Origin of the sequence: Vibrio campbellii CAIM 519 = NBRC 15631 = ATCC 25920 (genome assembly GCF_002163755.1) — a bacterium.
In the GTDB taxonomy this organism is placed as follows: Bacteria; Pseudomonadota; Gammaproteobacteria; order Enterobacterales; family Vibrionaceae; genus Vibrio; species Vibrio campbellii.
On sequence record NZ_CP015863.1, the window covers coordinates 3,156,626 to 3,174,462 of the forward strand.

The 17,837-nt window shown below is 46.4% G+C and carries 13 protein-coding genes; 4 read left to right on the forward strand and 9 right to left on the reverse strand.

Annotation, left to right across the window (positions count from 1 at the left end):
* Nucleotides 1–41: 41 nt before the first annotated feature.
* Both A8140_RS15165 and hupA read right to left on the reverse strand, forming a co-directional pair.
* The gene (locus tag A8140_RS15165; protein WP_005533817.1) at nt 42–740 is read right to left on the reverse strand and encodes a DUF1481 domain-containing protein; all 699 of its coding nucleotides are present in this window, start codon (nt 738–740) and stop codon (nt 42–44) included.
* A 39-nt stretch (nt 741–779) separates the two neighbouring features.
* The gene (hupA, locus tag A8140_RS15170) at nt 780–1,052 is read right to left on the reverse strand and encodes a nucleoid-associated protein HU-alpha (protein ID WP_005433627.1); all 273 of its coding nucleotides are present in this window, start codon (nt 1,050–1,052) and stop codon (nt 780–782) included.
* A gap of 253 nt (nt 1,053–1,305) precedes the next feature.
* Here hupA and A8140_RS15175 point away from each other — a divergent pair, with 253 nt between their 5' ends.
* The gene (locus A8140_RS15175) at nt 1,306–2,439 is read left to right on the forward strand and encodes a CNNM domain-containing protein (RefSeq protein WP_005533812.1); all 1,134 of its coding nucleotides are present in this window, start codon (nt 1,306–1,308) and stop codon (nt 2,437–2,439) included.
* 80 nt (nt 2,440–2,519) lie between these two features.
* Here the strand turns inward: A8140_RS15175 and A8140_RS15180 are convergent, their stop codons facing one another.
* Nucleotides 2,520–3,107: a YjaG family protein gene (locus A8140_RS15180; protein ID WP_005433631.1), complete on the reverse strand. Its 588-nt coding sequence runs from the start codon at nt 3,105–3,107 to the stop codon at nt 2,520–2,522.
* A gap of 66 nt (nt 3,108–3,173) precedes the next feature.
* Between A8140_RS15180 and A8140_RS15185 the strand changes: the two genes are divergently transcribed.
* Together A8140_RS15185 and A8140_RS15190 are read left to right on the forward strand one after the other, a co-directional pair.
* A complete protein-coding gene (locus A8140_RS15185) occupies nt 3,174–4,097 on the forward strand; it encodes a D-2-hydroxyacid dehydrogenase (RefSeq protein ID WP_005533811.1) in 924 nt (307 codons plus the stop codon).
* A 7-nt stretch (nt 4,098–4,104) separates the two neighbouring features.
* Entirely contained in the window at nt 4,105–4,677 is a 573-nt protein-coding gene (locus A8140_RS15190; protein WP_005533810.1) for a uracil-DNA glycosylase family protein, read from the forward strand.
* 240 nt (nt 4,678–4,917) lie between these two features.
* On the opposite strand, the gene hemE is transcribed toward A8140_RS15190, so the two are convergent.
* Nucleotides 4,918–5,985 carry a uroporphyrinogen decarboxylase gene (hemE, locus tag A8140_RS15195; RefSeq protein WP_005533809.1) on the reverse strand — a complete coding sequence of 356 codons (1,068 nt, stop codon included), beginning with the start codon at nt 5,983–5,985 and terminating at the stop codon, nt 4,918–4,920.
* 247 nt (nt 5,986–6,232) lie between these two features.
* Nucleotides 6,233–7,030, reverse strand: a complete 798-nt coding sequence (gene nudC, locus A8140_RS15200; protein ID WP_038862990.1) for an NAD(+) diphosphatase — start codon at nt 7,028–7,030, stop codon at nt 6,233–6,235.
* A 178-nt stretch (nt 7,031–7,208) separates the two neighbouring features.
* Between nudC and A8140_RS15205 the strand changes: the two genes are divergently transcribed.
* The gene (locus A8140_RS15205; RefSeq protein ID WP_005533808.1) at nt 7,209–7,700 is read left to right on the forward strand and encodes an Rsd/AlgQ family anti-sigma factor; all 492 of its coding nucleotides are present in this window, start codon (nt 7,209–7,211) and stop codon (nt 7,698–7,700) included.
* A gap of 454 nt (nt 7,701–8,154) precedes the next feature.
* Here A8140_RS15205 and rpoC read toward each other — a convergent pair whose 3' ends face one another.
* The 4 genes from rpoC to rplJ all read right to left on the reverse strand — a co-directional run bounded on the left by rpoC (nt 8,155) and on the right by rplJ (nt 17,663).
* Nucleotides 8,155–12,357: a DNA-directed RNA polymerase subunit beta' gene (gene rpoC, locus A8140_RS15210; RefSeq protein ID WP_005533794.1), complete on the reverse strand. Its 4,203-nt coding sequence runs from the start codon at nt 12,355–12,357 to the stop codon at nt 8,155–8,157.
* Between the two features lie 106 nt (nt 12,358–12,463).
* Complete coding sequence (gene rpoB, locus A8140_RS15215) at nt 12,464–16,492, reverse strand: DNA-directed RNA polymerase subunit beta (RefSeq protein ID WP_005533793.1); 4,029 nt, start codon at nt 16,490–16,492, stop codon at nt 12,464–12,466.
* A gap of 250 nt (nt 16,493–16,742) precedes the next feature.
* Nucleotides 16,743–17,111, reverse strand: a complete 369-nt coding sequence (rplL, locus tag A8140_RS15220) for a 50S ribosomal protein L7/L12 (RefSeq protein ID WP_005451128.1) — start codon at nt 17,109–17,111, stop codon at nt 16,743–16,745.
* A gap of 57 nt (nt 17,112–17,168) precedes the next feature.
* On the reverse strand, nt 17,169–17,663 hold the full coding sequence (gene rplJ / locus A8140_RS15225) for a 50S ribosomal protein L10 (protein WP_005533792.1): 495 nt from the start codon (nt 17,661–17,663) through the stop codon (nt 17,169–17,171).
* Between the last annotated feature and the right edge of the window lie 174 nt (nt 17,664–17,837).

Genomic DNA, 17,837 nt, shown 5'->3' on the forward strand with positions numbered 1-17,837 from the left:
CCTTTTTTATTGTTCTTTTTCGAAAGAATTCGAAGCCATGTCTATTCAGAGATCAACTTTGGTCGTGGTACACAATCAAAGTCATCATCATTGAGCATCAGCAATTCATCAACGGTCGCCGCATTACGCGACTCTTTACCAATAAACGCAATGTAACTGTCCACTGACGCCAATCTATCAATCACAAACTTAGGTAGGGTCTGATTGAATTCCAACGTCGTAAACTCTCGCCCTTTGCAGGTTTCGAACGTTTCACCATCCCAATAACCTTGGATTAGGCTCTGGCCATCACGAGATTGTTTCTTGATAGACGTAACGACATCGTTCGCCTCTTGCTTGTAACGCTCTAACTGGTCGCGCTGTAAGGGCAGCACTTTCCCATTCACACGGTACTGCTGATAGACCGCGTCACCATCTTTATTGAATCGAATGTGGATTTGAAAAGGCACCAATCCTTGTTTGGCATCGAGTTGCTTACCTTTTCGAATCAACTCTCTTAGCTCACCATCATCCCAGCGATAATCACTCTGGTACGAGCCGTAATCCCCCATCGTGACATAGTCTGCTGCCGTACTGACGCGTGTAAGACGCTCTGTCATCCAATATAAACTAGTTGCATCACCCATGATTTTCCCGTCTGAGAAATGGGTAAATTGGTCAAGATTTGGGGTTTCAACAGAAGAACAGCCAACAAGAGCGAGGCTTGATAGAAGGAGTGAAGTGAGTAGATGTTTTTTCATGAAATTGCACCGAGGCGGGATACCTCGGTGCATTTTAACTTAGTTTACTGATTCTTTCAGCGCTTTACCTGCTACGAATGCAGGTACGTTAGCTGCTGCGATTTGAATCTCGTCACCAGTCTTAGGGTTACGACCAGTACGTGCAGCACGGTGGTTTACTTTGAATGTACCAAAACCAATTAGTTGAACTTGGTCACCCTCTTTAAGAGCGCCAGTAACACCCTCAAGAGTTGCTTCAAGAGCAGCTTTAGCTTGTGCTTTAGATAGGTCTGCTTTCTCTGCAATAAAGTCGATTAATTGGGTCTTGTTCATTAGGTTTCCCTTCTCATATGTTATCGAATTCATCTCACTCTAAAACATAAATGCCCCATCTGGCAAAGGTTTGTAAGCGATCTTTCGATTTTCTGACGTAGTTTTAGCCATAATATGAGTAATAACTCACAATTTGTTACTACTTGTACGGGGAAAGCTCTTGCTTTCTACTGCAATAAGAACGATTTATAGGGCGCTTTTGCGGTTATAATCGCTTAAAATCCCGACTATCACATTACATTCAAGGGCAACTATGCTGCTGTTATCCATTTATATCTCTATTGCTATCGGCATTTCGTTTATCTGTTCGGTACTGGAGGCGGTACTTCTTAGTATCAGTCCGAGCTACATTGCGCAGCTCAAACAACAGGGGCACCCTGCTTCTGCTCAGTTAGAAAAACTGAAAGCAGACATCGACCGACCACTGGCTTCGATCCTGACGCTGAACACCATTGCTCATACTATCGGTGCAGCAACGGCAGGTGCACAAGCGGCGGTAGTGTTCGGTAGCGAAGCGCTTGGTATCTTCTCTGCGGTATTGACACTGGCGATTCTTGTTCTATCAGAAATCGTACCTAAGACGATTGGTGCAACTTACTGGCGCCAACTTGCACCATCTGCGGCGGTATCGCTACGCTGGATGGTATGGGCACTAACACCATTCGTATGGTTCTCTGAGCAAATCACCAAGCGTCTAGCTCGTAACCACGAAGCACCAAAAATGCGTGATGAGCTGTCTGCTATGGCTATTCTGGCAAAAGAAAGCGGTGAGTTCGCAGAAGGTGAATCAAAGATTCTAAGCAACCTACTTGGTATTCAAGATGTGCCAGTAACACAAGTCATGACTCCGCGCCCAGTAGTATTTCGCGTTGACGCGACCATGACCATCAATGACTTTCTAGAGAAGCATAAAGAGACACCTTTCTCTCGCCCACTGGTTTACAGCGAGCAGAAAGATAACATCATTGGTTTTGCGCACCGTCTAGAGCTGTTCAAGTTGCAACAATCAGGCAGCGGCCAAAAACAACTTGGCTCGGTCATGCGTCCTATCCAAGTGGTACTGAACAACACAGCTCTACCTAAAGTGTTCGACCAGATGATGACTCACCGCCTGCAGCTCGCGCTTGTGGTTGACGAATACGGCACAGTACAAGGCTTGGTAACGCTAGAAGACATCTTTGAGCACCTATTGGGTGAAGAGATCATCGATGAAGCGGATAAGAGCACTGACATGCAAGAACTGGCTTACCAACGCTGGGAAAGCTGGAAAGAAAAGCACGGCGTAATTGAAAGCCGCGATGACGATGAAGAAGAGGAAGAACTGGAGAAACAGGACAAAGAGCCAGAAGCTCAAGAGCCAACCAAACCAGAATCTAAAGAATCGTAATCAGCATGGAGCGTAATCGCTCAAACGCAAAAACAAAAAAGGCATCCAATCTGGATGCCTTTGTTTTATCTATTCAACGATTAAAGTGCGATGCCGATGTTACTCACGGCTTCTTCGCGTAGTTCTTCACGCAAATCTTTAATCAAGCAGATGTCGCGCTCTACCGCTTCACGCAGTGGGCGGAAGATAGCCCATTGAACATCCCACTCTTCACATACGGCTTCATTTTCTTTTTGATTGTCGTTGGTGATTGGCTCTGAACCTTGTGCTTGTTCTAGGTCAGCCACGGTTTTTACCGACTGTTGGCTCACTTTAAGCATTGAATCGAAAAGGTAGTCGCGATCCAACAGACCGTGCAACAGCGTCGACAAGCTCTGACACGCATCCATCGCTGGATAAACACCGTAAAAATCGAATTCATCCGCACTTGGGAACAACTCTTCTAACTTCTCTAATTGACGTTCAAAGTTAATTTTCGCGTTCTTAACCGTCAGAATTTCCCATACACTATCAAGAATCGCTCGGTAAGCACGTGGCTCAGCAAATTCTGTATTCTCACAAAACATCGCATAGTTTGGATACATGCGTTCACACAGACACGCCATGAAGGTAATTTGTTGCCAAGGTTCTAGTTTTTCCAAACGAACCTGAAGAGGATTCTTAAGCATAGTCACTCAATCATTGAAGAAAAAAACAGCGAAAGTGTACTTGATTCATCACAGGGAAAAAAGTTAATGCAGCATCCAAATCAGATTTTCCTGCTCTTAGAGCATCGCGACACCTACGAAACGTTACTGGCAGAGAAAAATCTGCCCGATCTTTGCCTCACCGACCAACCTGAAGAAGCTCAGATCGTACTGGCGGATCCACCATTACTACCACAAAGGTTAGACGAGTTTTCACAGCTTGAGTGGGTGCAATCCACATTTGCAGGGGTGAACGCTCTAATGTCACCGGATCTGCGTCAAGATTACACTCTGACCAACGTACGCGGTATTTTCGGCCCATTAATTGCCGAGTACGTAATTGGCTACTGCATTGCTCACTTCCGCCACTTTATGCAATACCACCAGCAACAGCAGAACAAGCAGTGGCAACCGCATCTGTACACCTCGCTGCAAAACAAAACCATGGTGATTCTTGGTACAGGCAGCATAGGTAGCCACTTGGGTAAAGCGGCACAATTGATGGGCATGAAAACCATAGGGATCAATCGTACTGGAATCCCAACTTCTGGTGGCGAATTTACTCAAACCTTTCATATCAATGAACTGGCAAGCGCATTTCATCAAGCGGACATTGTGGTAAATACACTGCCGAGCACGCCAGACACTCAACGCTTACTCAACAGCGAGGTGCTAAGCCACCTTAATCAGGCACTGTTATTTAATGTCGGAAGAGGTGATGTGATTGATGATACTGGTCTATTGCTCGCGCTCAAGAATCGTTGGGTCGAACATGCTTTTCTCGATGTGTTTGAACAAGAGCCACTCTCACCGCAACATCCGTTTTGGAAACTTCCGCAAGTAACCATCACACCCCACATCGCAGCATTGAGTTTCCCTGAGCAAGTGGTCGACATTTTTGCAGACAACTACTTGAGTTGGCGAGACGGGTTCTCTCTAAATAATCAGGTTGATTTCGATAAAGGGTATTAACCATCTTATGTCTTTAGAAACATTGCTAAAGCAAGTACGAGCCTGCCAGATCTGCGCAGACGATTTACCTTTGGGTGCAAATCCTGTCGTACAAGCAGCAAAAGACGCACGCATCCTAATCATCGGACAAGCACCGGGGACGCGCGTACACAAAACCTCGATACCTTGGAATGACCCAAGCGGCGATCGGTTACGCCAATGGCTCGATATCGACAAAGACACTTTCTACGACCCAAACAAAATAGCCATTGTCCCGATGGGCTTCTGCTATCCAGGCAAGAGGAACTCTGGCGATTTGCCTCCTCGCAAAGAGTGTGCGCCTGCTTGGCATAAAAAGATTCTAGATCAGTTGCCCAATATAGAGCTGACACTACTGATTGGTCAGTACTCACAACAGTACTATCTCACCAACAAACCAAAAACACTCACGCAAACTGTTCAGCAATGGCAGGACTGGGAGCCTGACTTTATCCCACTTCCTCACCCTTCTCCACGCAACACATTGTGGTTAAAGAAGAACCCTTGGTTTGAATCTGACGTCGTGCCATACCTTAAAAAGCGTGTCCATTCGATGCTTTAGGTTACCTATGATCTAATTGCTTGTTTATCTGTACAAGAAAATTTTCGCACAAGCAGCAAGACTCTAAGTTATTGTTTATAAAAACCTTAAGCAGCAACTGAACAGCTCGAGTAGTAATTAGATCATGGTAGACCAAATGCTATCAGAGCTGTACAACCTTGCGTTTCAGATATAAAAGCTGAATTTTAGGTAAAAAAATACCGGCACTGAAGGCCGGTATTTGATTTCAAAAATTCGAAGTTACTTATGGTATGGCTTAGATAGCTCGTGTACCGCTTCCACAAATACGCCTGCGTTTTCTGGCGGCACATCCAAGTGGATACCGTGCCCTAGGTTGAACACGTGACCAGTACCTGCATCGCCAAAGCCTTCTAGAATACCCGCGACTTCTTCACGGATACGCTCTGGTGAAGCGTAAAGCATTGATGGGTCCATATTACCTTGTAGAGCCACTTTATCGCCGATACGTGCGTTTGCGTCTGCGATGTTGATCGTCCAGTCTAGACCTACCGCATCACAGCCCGTTGCTGCGATTTGCTCAAGCCACATACCACCGTTCTTAGTGAACAACGTTACTGGCACACGGCGACCGTCGTTTTCACGAATCAGACCATCTACAATCTTGTGCATGTATTGTAGTGAGAACAGGTTGTAGTCACGAGGTGTCAGTACACCGCCCCATGTATCAAATACCATCACCGACTGTGCACCCGCTTTAATTTGCGCGTTTAGGTACTCGATAACGCTGTCTGCTAACTTATCTAGAAGTAGGTGTAGCGTTTGTGGTTCTGCGTACATCATCTTCTTGATCTTGGTGAACGCTTTCGAGCTGCCGCCTTCAACCATGTAAGTCGCCAGTGTCCATGGGCTACCAGAGAAACCAATCAGTGGAACGTCACCGTTCAAATCTTTGCGGATTTGACGCACTGCGTTCATTACGTATTGCAGCTCGCCTTCTGGATCCGGCAGACCGATCTTTTCTACGTCTGCTTTGCAAGTGATAGGCTTATCGAAAACCGGACCTTCACCCGCAGCAAAGCGAAGTTCTAAGCCCATTGCATCTGGGATAGTTAGGATGTCAGAGAACAAGATCGCTGCATCAAGAGGAAAACGGCGTAGTGGTTGAAGCGTTACTTCTGACGCCAACTCCGCGTTTTTACACAAAGACATGAAATCGCCCGCTTGCGCACGAGTTGCTTTGTATTCTGGTAGGTAACGACCTGCCTGACGCATCATCCATACTGGCGTGTAATCTACTGGCTCTTTTAAAAGGGCACGCAGATAACGATCATTTTTTAATTCAGTCATTCCGTAATTCCAATTGTTAGGCTTTCTTTGAAAGGGGGTATTCTATCACTGATTTAAGGCTAATAGCTGTGTGCTTTGCAACCTGGATCAAGTTATTAACTTTTAAATCAGTGCTTAATTTGCACCCAATCGGTATCAGTGTTAAAAATTTGTTCGCTAGCGAAAACTACAATTATAAACTGAGTACCCGGTACTCAGCATCTCATAACGACATCTTACTTACCCCCTCCCTCTCGGAGGGTTTTTTTTATCTACATTTCAGCTGATTAGACTCGATATCTTGTCGCGTTTGCTCGATAAGTGCTCTTGCAATCGTTCCTTCTGGTGCGACTGGCGGCATCTCGTCAACACCAAACCATTGCGCATCGGATAACTCAGTGTAGTCAGGGTTCAATTCACCAGAGTCAAAATCGGCCAGAAAAGCCATCATCATGCTAGATGGAAACGCCCACGGCTGGCTGTCAAAGTAACGAATGTTTTTCACATGTATGCCCGTTTCTTCGTGCACCTCACGAGCCACACATTGCTCTAAGGTTTCACCAACCTCTAAAAAGCCCGCAATCACGGTGTACATACCATTTCGGTGACGAGGGTGCTGTGCCAATAAAATCTGGCTACCTTTGCGTACAGCGACAATGATGCACGGGAAAATACGCGGATAGTGCAAAGTACGGCACTCTCCACACTGCATCGCCAGTTGATTGTTATTGAGGAAGTTACGACCGCCACATTGTGGGCAAAAACGTAGGCTCTGTGTCATGTGGCCATATTGAATCGCTTTGCTGATCAGTAAGAAAAGCGCTTCTGGAAAATGCAGGCAATCACGCAGAGAAACCAGTTCTAAATCATGGTCTACATCCGACAGGTTGATCCACATTGCTGGGGCACCTTGGTATTCACCTATCTGCCTTGCGCTGCCCTCTGGCAGTGAGTACTGCTCTGCACTTCCGAAAGGAATAGCACCATCCACCAGCCAAACATCGCTTCCTGAAACAACACACCAATGGGCGTTTTTCGTACGGTTAACTTCACCTTTTCTTAACATTACAGCATCCCTTTGCTTGAAGTTCATTCATTTTACTGGCAATCTAATTTCATACCAGAGTTTGTCGTTCGCCAATTTTGCAACTATAAATTCTAGTAAGGACAAGAGTTTGTAATCACTTTACTAACTTTGCTTTGCAAAGGATACGTTCGCCAATGGGCGATCAGATCATGAGGGCATGGTCATGCTAAAAAAATTCAAACAAACACAAGACCAATGGGGCGGCTCCAGTGACGTTATCGACCATTGGCTGGAAACGAGACAATCTCTGATTGTCGAATATTGTAAGCTTGCAGCACTGCAACCTTGTTCGAAATCCAATGTCATTGAACTCCCTTCTCCTGACGAACTTCAGCACTTCTGCCAACACCTCGTTGATTATATCTCTGAAGGTCACTTTAAAATCTACGATATGGTGATGGATAAGTGGAAAGCCACTGGCTTTGTCGCGACAGATGAAATTAATCAGACTTATGCGAAGATCGTCCTCACTACTGAGCCGTTGTTGAACTTTACCGACAAATACTCTGATGTTTCAGCCGAAGATGAACTGGCTGATTTTGATCAGGACATGTCTTTGATCGGGGAAATCATTGAGACACGTTTCGCGGTAGAAGACCACTTGATTCAGTTGATTGCCGACAGTTTAGCAATGCCGCCTGGCGCATAGCGAGAAGCGAGAAGCGAGAAGCGAGAAGCGAGAAGCGAGAAGCGAGAAGCGAGAAGCGAGAAGCGAGAAGCGAGAAGCGAGAAGCGAGAAGCGAGAAAATTCTTGAGGGTTGGCGTGTGCACGTCAACCCTTTTTGGTTTTTGGGATTCGGGATTCGGGATTCGGGATTCGGGATTCGGGATTCGGGATTCGGGATTCGGGATTCGGGATTCGGGATTCGGGATTCGGGATTCGGGATTCGGGATTCGGGATTCGGGATTCGGCTCTATTTTGACTTTTTAGGAACAAGTCCTGTCAACACCTTTCGAGAGCAAGCTTCTTGTAACCCCCTCCAACAAACACTCCTCGACTCCTAAAGCGAGCGCTCTCGACTCTCGGAACGTAAGCGTTCTATTTGGCCTCCAAGAAACAAAAAAGGCACCCTCGGGTGCCTTTTCTTTTAAGCTCTTAACGATTACTCGTCAGAAGAGAAGCCTGCGTTTAGAAGTGCAGCTAGGTTATCTGTTGCTTGTTCAGCAGATGGACCTTCTTGCGCTTCAGCACGTTTAGCTTGACGATCTTGGTGGTATGCGAAACCAGTACCAGCTGGGATCAGACGACCAACAATTACGTTCTCTTTCAGACCACGTAGGTCATCACGCTTACCAGAAACCGCAGCTTCTGTTAGTACGCGAGTTGTCTCCTGGAACGATGCCGCAGAGATGAACGACTCAGTCGCTAGAGATGCCTTAGTAATACCTAGTAGCTCACGCTCGAAACGTGCAGGCTCTTTGCCTTCAGCTTCTAGGTTACGGTTAGCAATCTTAACTTGTGAGTATTCAACTTGCTCACCAGGTAGGAACTCAGAGTCACCAGCGTGAGTAATTGTACACTTACGTAGCATTTGACGAACGATAGTCTCGATGTGCTTATCGTTAATCTTAACGCCTTGTAGACGGTAAACTTCTTGTACTTCGTTAGCGATGTACTGAGTTACAGCGTGTACGCCACGTAGACGTAGGATGTCATGTGGAGACTCTGGGCCATCTGCGATCACGTCACCACGTTCAACACGCTCACCTTCAAATACGTTCAACTGACGATGCTTAGGAATCATCTCTTCGTAAGTATCACCACTGTCGCGAGTGATAACTAGACGACGCTTACCTTTCGTTTCTTTACCGAAGCTCACAGTACCTGTGTGCTCAGCAAGGATCGCAGGCTCTTTAGGCTTACGAGCTTCGAATAGGTCAGCTACGCGTGGTAGACCACCGGTGATATCTTTGTTACCGCCAGATTTCTGAGGGATACGAGATAGTGTGTCACCAATGCCAACTTCAGCACCATCTTCGATGTTTACAATCGCTTTACCAGGTAGGAAGTAGTGAGCTGGCATTTCTGTACCAGGGATCATTACATCGTTACCTTGCTCATCAACAAGTTTGATAGCTGGACGCATATCTTTACCTGCTGCTGGGCGAGCTGCTGGGTCAGTCACTTCGCTTGAAGATAGACCTGTTAGGTCATCTGTTTGACGAGAAACCGTAACACCGTCGATCATGTCTACGAACTGGATGCGACCTGCCACTTCAGTGATGATTGGCATGGTGTGCGCTTCCCAGTTAGCAACAACTTCACCAGCTGTTACTGCGTCGTTGTCGCCTTTGCTTAGCATCGAACCGTAAGGAAGTTTGTGCTTCTCTTTAGTACGACCGAATTCATCAATGATAGTTAGCTCAGATGCACGAGACGTGATTACTAGCTTCTTATCTTTGTTGACTACGAACTTAGCGTTGTGCAGTTTAACTGTACCAGTTGTCTTCGCTTGGATGCTGTTCTCTGCTGCTGCGGTAGATGCTGCACCACCGATGTGGAACGTACGCATCGTAAGCTGTGTACCCGGTTCACCGATAGACTGAGCAGCGATAACACCTACTGCTTCACCTTGGTTCACTAGGTGACCACGTGCTAGGTCACGACCGTAACACTGTGCACAACAACCGAAGTCAGAATCACAAGTAACTACAGAGCGCACTTTCATGCTGTCTACTGAGTTCTCTTCCATGATCTGACACCACTTCTCATCAATTAGAGTGTTACGTGGGATCAGAACATCTTCTGTACCTGGCTTAAGAACGTCTTCAGCTACTACACGACCTAGCGCTAGCTCAGTTAGTGCAACTTTAACATCACCACCCTCGATGTGAGGCATCATGTCAACACCCTCGTGAGTGCCACAGTCATGTTCAGTTACAACAACGTCTTGAGCAACGTCTACTAGACGACGAGTTAGGTAACCCGAGTTCGCTGTTTTCAGTGCCGTATCCGCAAGACCCTTACGAGCACCGTGCGTTGAGATAAAGTACTGAAGTACGTTTAGACCTTCTTTAAAGTTCGCAGTGATCGGCGTTTCGATGATCGAACCATCCGGACGAGCCATCAGACCACGCATACCAGCTAGCTGACGAATCTGAGCTGCAGAACCACGAGCACCCGAGTCAGCCATCATGTAGATGCTGTTAAACGATTCTTGTTGCTCTTCTTCACCGTCACGGTTAACTACCGTTTCAGATGAAAGGTTTGCCATCATCGCTTTCGCTACGCGATCGTTGGTCGATGCCCAGATATCGATAACTTTGTTGTATCGTTCGCCCGCAGTAACAAGACCAGATTGGTATTGTTCCTGGATTTCACGTACTTCTTCTTCCGCTTCTGCGATTTCAGTGTACTTAGCTGGCGGTACAACCATATCGTCGATACCAACAGATACACCAGATAGTGCCGCGTATGCGAAACCTGTGTACATGATTTGGTCAGCGAAGATTACAGTGTCTTTCAGACCTAGCTTACGGTACGCCTCGTTTAGTAGGTTAGAGATTTGCTTCTTGCCTAGCTTTTGGTTAACGATGCTGTACGGTAGACCAGCTGGCACGATTTGCCATAGCATTGCACGACCGATAGTTGTATCAACCATCTTAGTCTCTGTTGTGCTGTTGCCGTCTTCGTCTACAACTGTTTCTGTAATACGTACTTTAACGCGTGCGTGAAGTTCAGCTTGCTTAGTGCGGTATGCTTTCTCAGCCTCTGCTGGGCCAGAAAGGTACATGCCTTCACCTTTCACGTTGATCTTGTCACGAGTCATGTAGTACAGACCCAATACAACGTCCTGAGAAGGTACGATGATCGGATCACCTGACGCTGGCGACAGAATGTTGTTTGTCGACATCATCAGAGTACGAGCTTCAAGCTGTGCCTCTAGAGTTAGAGGTACGTGAACCGCCATTTGGTCACCATCGAAGTCCGCGTTGTACGCCGCACACACTAGTGGGTGTAGCTGGATCGCTTTACCTTCGATTAGTACTGGTTCGAACGCCTGGATACCTAGACGGTGAAGTGTAGGTGCACGGTTCAATAGTACTGGGTGTTCACGGATTACTTCGTCTAGGATATCCCAAACTACCGCTTCTTCACGCTCTACCATTTTCTTAGCAGCTTTGATTGTAGTCGCAAGACCACGAGTCTCTAGCTTGCTGTAGATAAATGGTTTGAATAGCTCAAGTGCCATCTTCTTAGGAAGACCACACTGGTGTAGACGAAGGTATGGACCTACTGTGATTACAGAACGGCCAGAGTAGTCTACACGTTTACCCAGAAGGTTCTGACGGAAACGACCTTGTTTACCCTTGATCATATCAGCAAGAGATTTCAGAGGACGCTTGTTAGAACCTGTGATCGCACGACCACGACGACCGTTGTCTAGTAGCGCATCAACAGACTCTTGCAGCATACGTTTTTCGTTACGTACGATGATGTCCGGAGCAGCTAGCTCTAGAAGACGCTTCAAACGGTTGTTACGGTTGATCACACGACGGTATAGGTCGTTCAGATCTGAAGTCGCAAAACGACCGCCATCTAGTGGTACTAGAGGACGTAGATCTGGCGGAAGAACTGGAAGTACAGTAAGGATCATCCACTCTGGGTTGTTGCCAGATTGAATAAACGCTTCTACCAGTTTCAGACGCTTAGTTACTTTCTTACGCTTAGTTTCAGAGTTAGTTGTTTCTAGCTCTTCACGCATTTGTTCTGCTTCAGCGTGCATATCCATAGAACCTAGTAGGTCCTTGATTGCTTCTGCACCCATCTTAGCAGTGAACTCGTCGCCCCACTCTTCTAGACGATCCAGATACTCTTCTTCAGTAAGCATCTGAGATTTTTCTAGATCAGTCATACCTGGTTCTGTTACTACGTACATTTCGAAGTAAAGAACACGTTCGATATCACGTAGAGGGATATCCATTAGTAGACCGATACGAGACGGTAGCGATTTTAGGAACCAGATGTGAGCTACTGGTGAAGCTAGCTCGATGTGGCCCATGCGGTCACGACGAACTTTAGTTTGTGTAACTTCTACACCACACTTCTCACAGATAACACCACGGTGCTTCAGGCGCTTATACTTACCACAAAGACATTCGTAGTCTTTAACTGGACCAAAGATACGCGCACAGAACAGACCATCGCGTTCAGGTTTGAACGTACGATAGTTGATCGTTTCAGGTTTTTTAACTTCACCGAAAGACCATGAACGGATCATGTCCGGAGAAGATAGACCGATTTTGATTGCATCAAATTCTTCGGTCTTATGCTGTGCTTTTAGAAAGTTTAATAAGTCTTTCACAATCAGCTCCTGTAAGGAGTTAAAAGGAGCTCACCCGCTAAAGTGAGCACCTTCTACCAAATAATCGCTTTATATCTCTCTCAACCTTGGTCGAGAGAGAAAGAGATTACTCTTCGTCTTCTAGCTCGATGTTGATACCTAGCGAGCGAATCTCTTTCAACAATACGTTGAACGATTCTGGCATACCAGGTTCCATGCTGTGGTTACCGTCTACGATGTTTTTGTACATCTTAGTACGGCCGTTAACGTCATCCGACTTAACCGTTAGCATTTCTTGTAGAGTGTAAGCAGCACCGTATGCTTCTAGTGCCCATACTTCCATCTCACCGAAACGCTGACCACCGAACTGAGCTTTACCACCAAGTGGCTGCTGAGTTACTAGGCTGTACGAACCAGTTGAACGAGCGTGCATCTTGTCATCAACAAGGTGGTTCAGTTTCAGCATGTACATGTAACCTACAGTTACAGGACGCTCAAACTGGTCACCTGTGCGACCATCAAACAGTTTTAGCTGACCAGATTCTGGTAGGTCTGCTAGTTTCAGTAGCGCTTTAATAGACGCTTCTGGTGCACCGTCAAATACTGGAGTCGCGATTGGTAGACCGCCACGTAGGTTCTTGATCAGAGTACGAACTTCGTCATCAGATAGAGAAGCAATGTCTACTTTCTGGCGAGTTTCGCCTAGATCGTAAACTTTCTGAAGGAACTCGCGGAATTTCGCTAGTTCTTGCTGCTCTTTAACCATCTGGTTGATCTTGTCACCGATACCTTTCGCTGCCAGACCTAAGTGTACTTCTAGGATCTGACCGATGTTCATACGCGAAGGTACACCCAGTGGGTTAAGTACGATGTCTACAGGCTGACCTTTTTCATCGTATGGCATGTCTTCAACAGGGTTGATCTTAGAGATTACACCCTTGTTACCGTGACGACCCGCCATCTTATCACCAGGCTGGATGCGACGTTTAACCGCTAGGTAAACCTTAACGATCTTCAGTACGCCAGGTGCTAGATCATCACCTTGTGTGATCTTACGACGCTTAGTTTCGAATTTCTTATCGAAGTCAGCTTTTAGCTCGTCCCACTGCTCAGCAAGTTGCTCTAGCTGAGTTTGTAGAGCGTCATCTTCTAGCGTTAGTTCTAGCCACTTCTTACGATCAGTTGTGTCTAGTTTCGCTTCAGAGTAACCGCCATCGATCAATACAGCGCGAACACGGTTTAGAAGGCCACCCTCAAGAATCTGGAATTCTTCAGTTAGGTCTTTCTTCGCTTCTTTAAGCTGCATTTGCTCGATTTCAAGCGCACGCTTGTCTTTCTCTACGCCATCGCGAGTGAAGACTTGAACGTCGATAATCGTACCTGAAACAGAGTTAGGTACACGTAGTGAAGTATCTTTAACGTCAGATGCTTTTTCACCGAAGATTGCACGTAGTAGCTTCTCTTCAGGCGTTAGCTGAGTTTCACCTTTAGGTGTTACTTTACCAACTAGGATGTCGCCACCCTTAACTTCAGCACCGATGTAAACGATACCTGACTCGTCTAGTTTAGACAGAGCAGATTCACCTACGTTTGGAATATCCGCTGTGATCTCTTCAGAACCAAGCTTAGTATCACGCGCCACACAAGTAAGTTCTTGAATGTGGATAGTCGTGAAGCGGTCTTCTTGAACTACGCGCTCAGATACTAGGATCGAGTCTTCGAAGTTGTAACCGTTCCAAGGCATGAACGCGATACGCATGTTTTGACCAAGCGCTAATTCACCAAGGTCTGTTGAAGGACCATCAGCAAGAACGTCACCGCGTGATACAGGTTCACCTGGCATCACACATGGGCGCTGGTTAATACATGTGTTCTGGTTAGAACGTGTGTATTTAGTCAGGTTGTAGATGTCGATACCAGCTTCACCTGGTACTAGCTCTTCTTCGTTCACTTTAACAACGATACGAGAAGCATCTACTGACTGGATTACACCACCACGTTTAGCAACTGCAGTTACACCTGAGTCAACTGCTACGTTACGTTCAATACCAGTACCAACTAGAGGCTTGTCAGCCTTAAGTGTTGGAACTGCCTGACGTTGCATGTTCGCACCCATCAATGCACGGTTCGCATCATCGTGTTCTAGGAACGGGATAAGCGATGCAGCGATAGATACAACCTGGTTTGTCGCAACGTCCATGTACTGAGCGTGCTCACGAGGGTGTAGACCAGATTCACCTTTTTGACGAGCTGTGATCAGCTCATCTGCAAAACCGCCGTCTTCAGTTAGCGCAGCGTTAGCCTGTGCGATAACGAATTGGCCTTCTTCGATTGCAGATAGGTAATCTACTTCGTCTGTTACAACGCCATCTACAACGCGACGGTATGGTGTCTCTAGGAAACCGTACTCGTTACAACGCGCAAACGCAGATAGAGAGTTGATCAGACCGATGTTTGGACCTTCCGGCGTTTCGATAGGACATAGACGACCGTAGTGAGTTACGTGTACGTCACGTACTTCGAAGCCAGCACGTTCACGAGTTAGACCGCCAGGACCCAATGCAGAAATACGACGCTTGTGCGTTACTTCTGATAGCGGGTTGTTTTGGTCCATGAACTGTGAAAGCTGTGAAGAACCAAAGAATTCTTTAACAGCTGCAGAGATTGGTTTCGCGTTGATCAGGTCTTGAGGCATGATTGCGTCAAGATCGCCTAGGCTTAGACGCTCTTTAACTGCACGCTCAACACGTACTAAACCTACACGGAACTGGTTCTCAGCCATTTCGCCTACAGAACGGATACGACGGTTGCCAAGGTGGTCGATATCGTCCACTTCGCCTTTACCGTTACGGATCGCGATAAGCTTCTTCATCACTTCAACGATGTCTAGCTCGTCAAGTGTGCCTTGCTCTTGAGCATCTTCACGGCCGATAGAGCTGTTGAACTTCATACGACCAACAGTCGATAGATCGTAACGCTCTTCAGAGAAGAATAGGCTTTCGAATAGTGCTTCTGCAGCTTCTTTTGTTGGTGGCTCGCCAGGGCGCATCATGCGGTAGATTTCTACCAATGCAGAAATACGATCAACAGTGCTGTCGATACGTAGTGTGTCTGACATGAATGGACCGTGGTCTAGATCGTTGGTGAACAACGTTTCTAGTGATTTATGGCCAGCCTGAGATAGGTTCGCTAGTGCTTCCAGGCTAATTTCCTGGTTAGCGTTAACAATGATCTCGCCTGTTGCTTCGTTGACGTAATCTTTCGATGCAACTTTACCAACGATGTACTCAACTGGTACTTCGATGTGATCAACGCCATCTTTTTCTAGTTGGCGGATATGACGAGCTGTAACGCGGCGACCTTGCTCAACGTAAGTTTTACCGTTCGCTTCAATGTCGAATGACGCAGTTTCACCACGTAGACGATCAGGAACCAACTCCATTAGTAGAGTTTGGTCTTTCACTTCGAAGTTCACTTTCTCGAAGAAGATATCTAGAATTTCTTCTGACGTCTTACCAAGTGCACGAAGGATGATCGAAGCTGGTAGCTTACGACGACGGTCGATACGTACGTATAAGTTATCCTTAGGATCGAACTCAAAGTCTAACCATGAGCCACGGTAAGGAATTACACGTGCGTTATATAGAACTTTACCTGAAGAGTGGGTCTTACCCTTATCGCTGTCGAAGAACACGCCTGGGCTTCGGTGCAGCTGGGATACGATAACCCTCTCGGTACCGTTAATTACGAAGGTACCATTGTCTGTCATAAGCGGAATTTCGCCCATGTAGACTTCTTGTTCTTTAATGTCTTTTACAGTACCTGCTGGCGCGTCTTTATCAAAGATTACTAGACGTAGTTTTACGCGTAGTGGCTTTGAGTAAGTTACACCGCGGATTTGACATTCTTTAACGTCAAAAACTGGCTCACCAAGACGGTAGCTAACGTATTGCAGCTCAGAATTGCCGTTGTAGCTCTGAATTGGGAATACAGAACGGAAAGCAGCTTCAAGACCGTATTGACCTTCAGGATCCTGTTCGATGAATTTGTCGAACGAATCGAGCTGGATCGATAGCAGGTATGGAATGTCCAAAACTTGTGGACGAGTACCAAAGTCCTTACGGATGCGCTTTTTCTCGGTATAAGAGTAAACCATGGGGTTCCTCAGCTCGCTGATAAGTGACCCAAACTGTCCGCCCGCTCCTAGTTACTTAAGGGGGGTAAGGGACAGTGACTAAATAGCTGTTTACTGTAGTGACATTTCATTGCGTAGGAATGAAATGTTTTTTGCTCGGGGACAGGCGCTTAAACAGCGGGAAAATTCGCCTATACCCTACAGCGCAAAAAGGCCGGTGGTTAAAAAACCACCAGCCAATTAGCCGTTAGGCTAAGAAACTATGCAATAATTACTTAACAGCAACAGTTGCACCAGCTTCTTCTAGCTGAGCTTTAAGTGCGTCAGCTTCTGCTTTGTCAACACCTTCTTTAAGAGGTGCTGGAGCGCCGTCTACAAGAGCTTTAGCTTCTTTAAGACCTAGGCCAGTTGCGCCACGTACTGCTTTGATTACAGCAACTTTGTTACCGCCAGCAGATTCTAGGATTACGTCAAATTCAGTTTGCTCAGCTGCAGCTTCGCCGCCTGCTGCGCCACCTGCAACTACTGCAGCAGCAGCAGTTACACCGAATTTCTCTTCCATAGCTTCGATTAGTTCAACAACTTGCATTACAGACATTTCTGCAACTGCGTCTAGGATTTGCTCGTTAGTAATAGACATAACAATTCTCTTTTAAGTCAACAATAAGTTTATTTTGCAACCAGTAAAAAGCAAGGCTTAAGCCGCTGCTTCTTCTTTTTGATCGCGGATAGCAGCGATAGTACGTACCAGCTTGCCAGCAGAAGCTTCTTTCATGCACATCATTAGGCGTGCGATTGCTTCGTCGTAAGTTGGTAGTGTTGCTAGTACTTCAGCGTCAGTTACAGCGCCTTCAAATGCAGCAGCTTTGATCTCGAAATCTTTGTTCTCTTTAGCGAAGTCTTTGAAAAGACGCGCTGCAGCACCTGGGTGCTCGTTAGAGAACGCGATTAGAGTAGGACCAGTGAAAGTGTCAGTTAGACACTCGTAGTCTGTACCCTGAACCGCACGACGTGCTAGAGTGTTACGCACGACTTTCATGTAAACACCCGCTTCGCGAGCTTGTTTACGTAGAGAAGTCATCGCGCCAACTTCAACGCCACGAGAATCAGCTACAACTGCAGAAAGTGCACCACTGGCAGCTTCGTTGACTTCAGCAACAATTGCTTTTTTGTCTTGAAGGTTTAAAGCCATCTTGGATTTACTCCTGGTTGTCGTTACACCACTCACTATCATCACGACAGTGAGAGCTATTGAGGTGCATTCCCAGAAGAAAGTTAACTATTTACATAGAGCTTTCTGTCAGTTCGGGCACCATCTACGTAGGATGATTAAGTTTGTCTTGAGAACAAACACCTACGGTCTTGG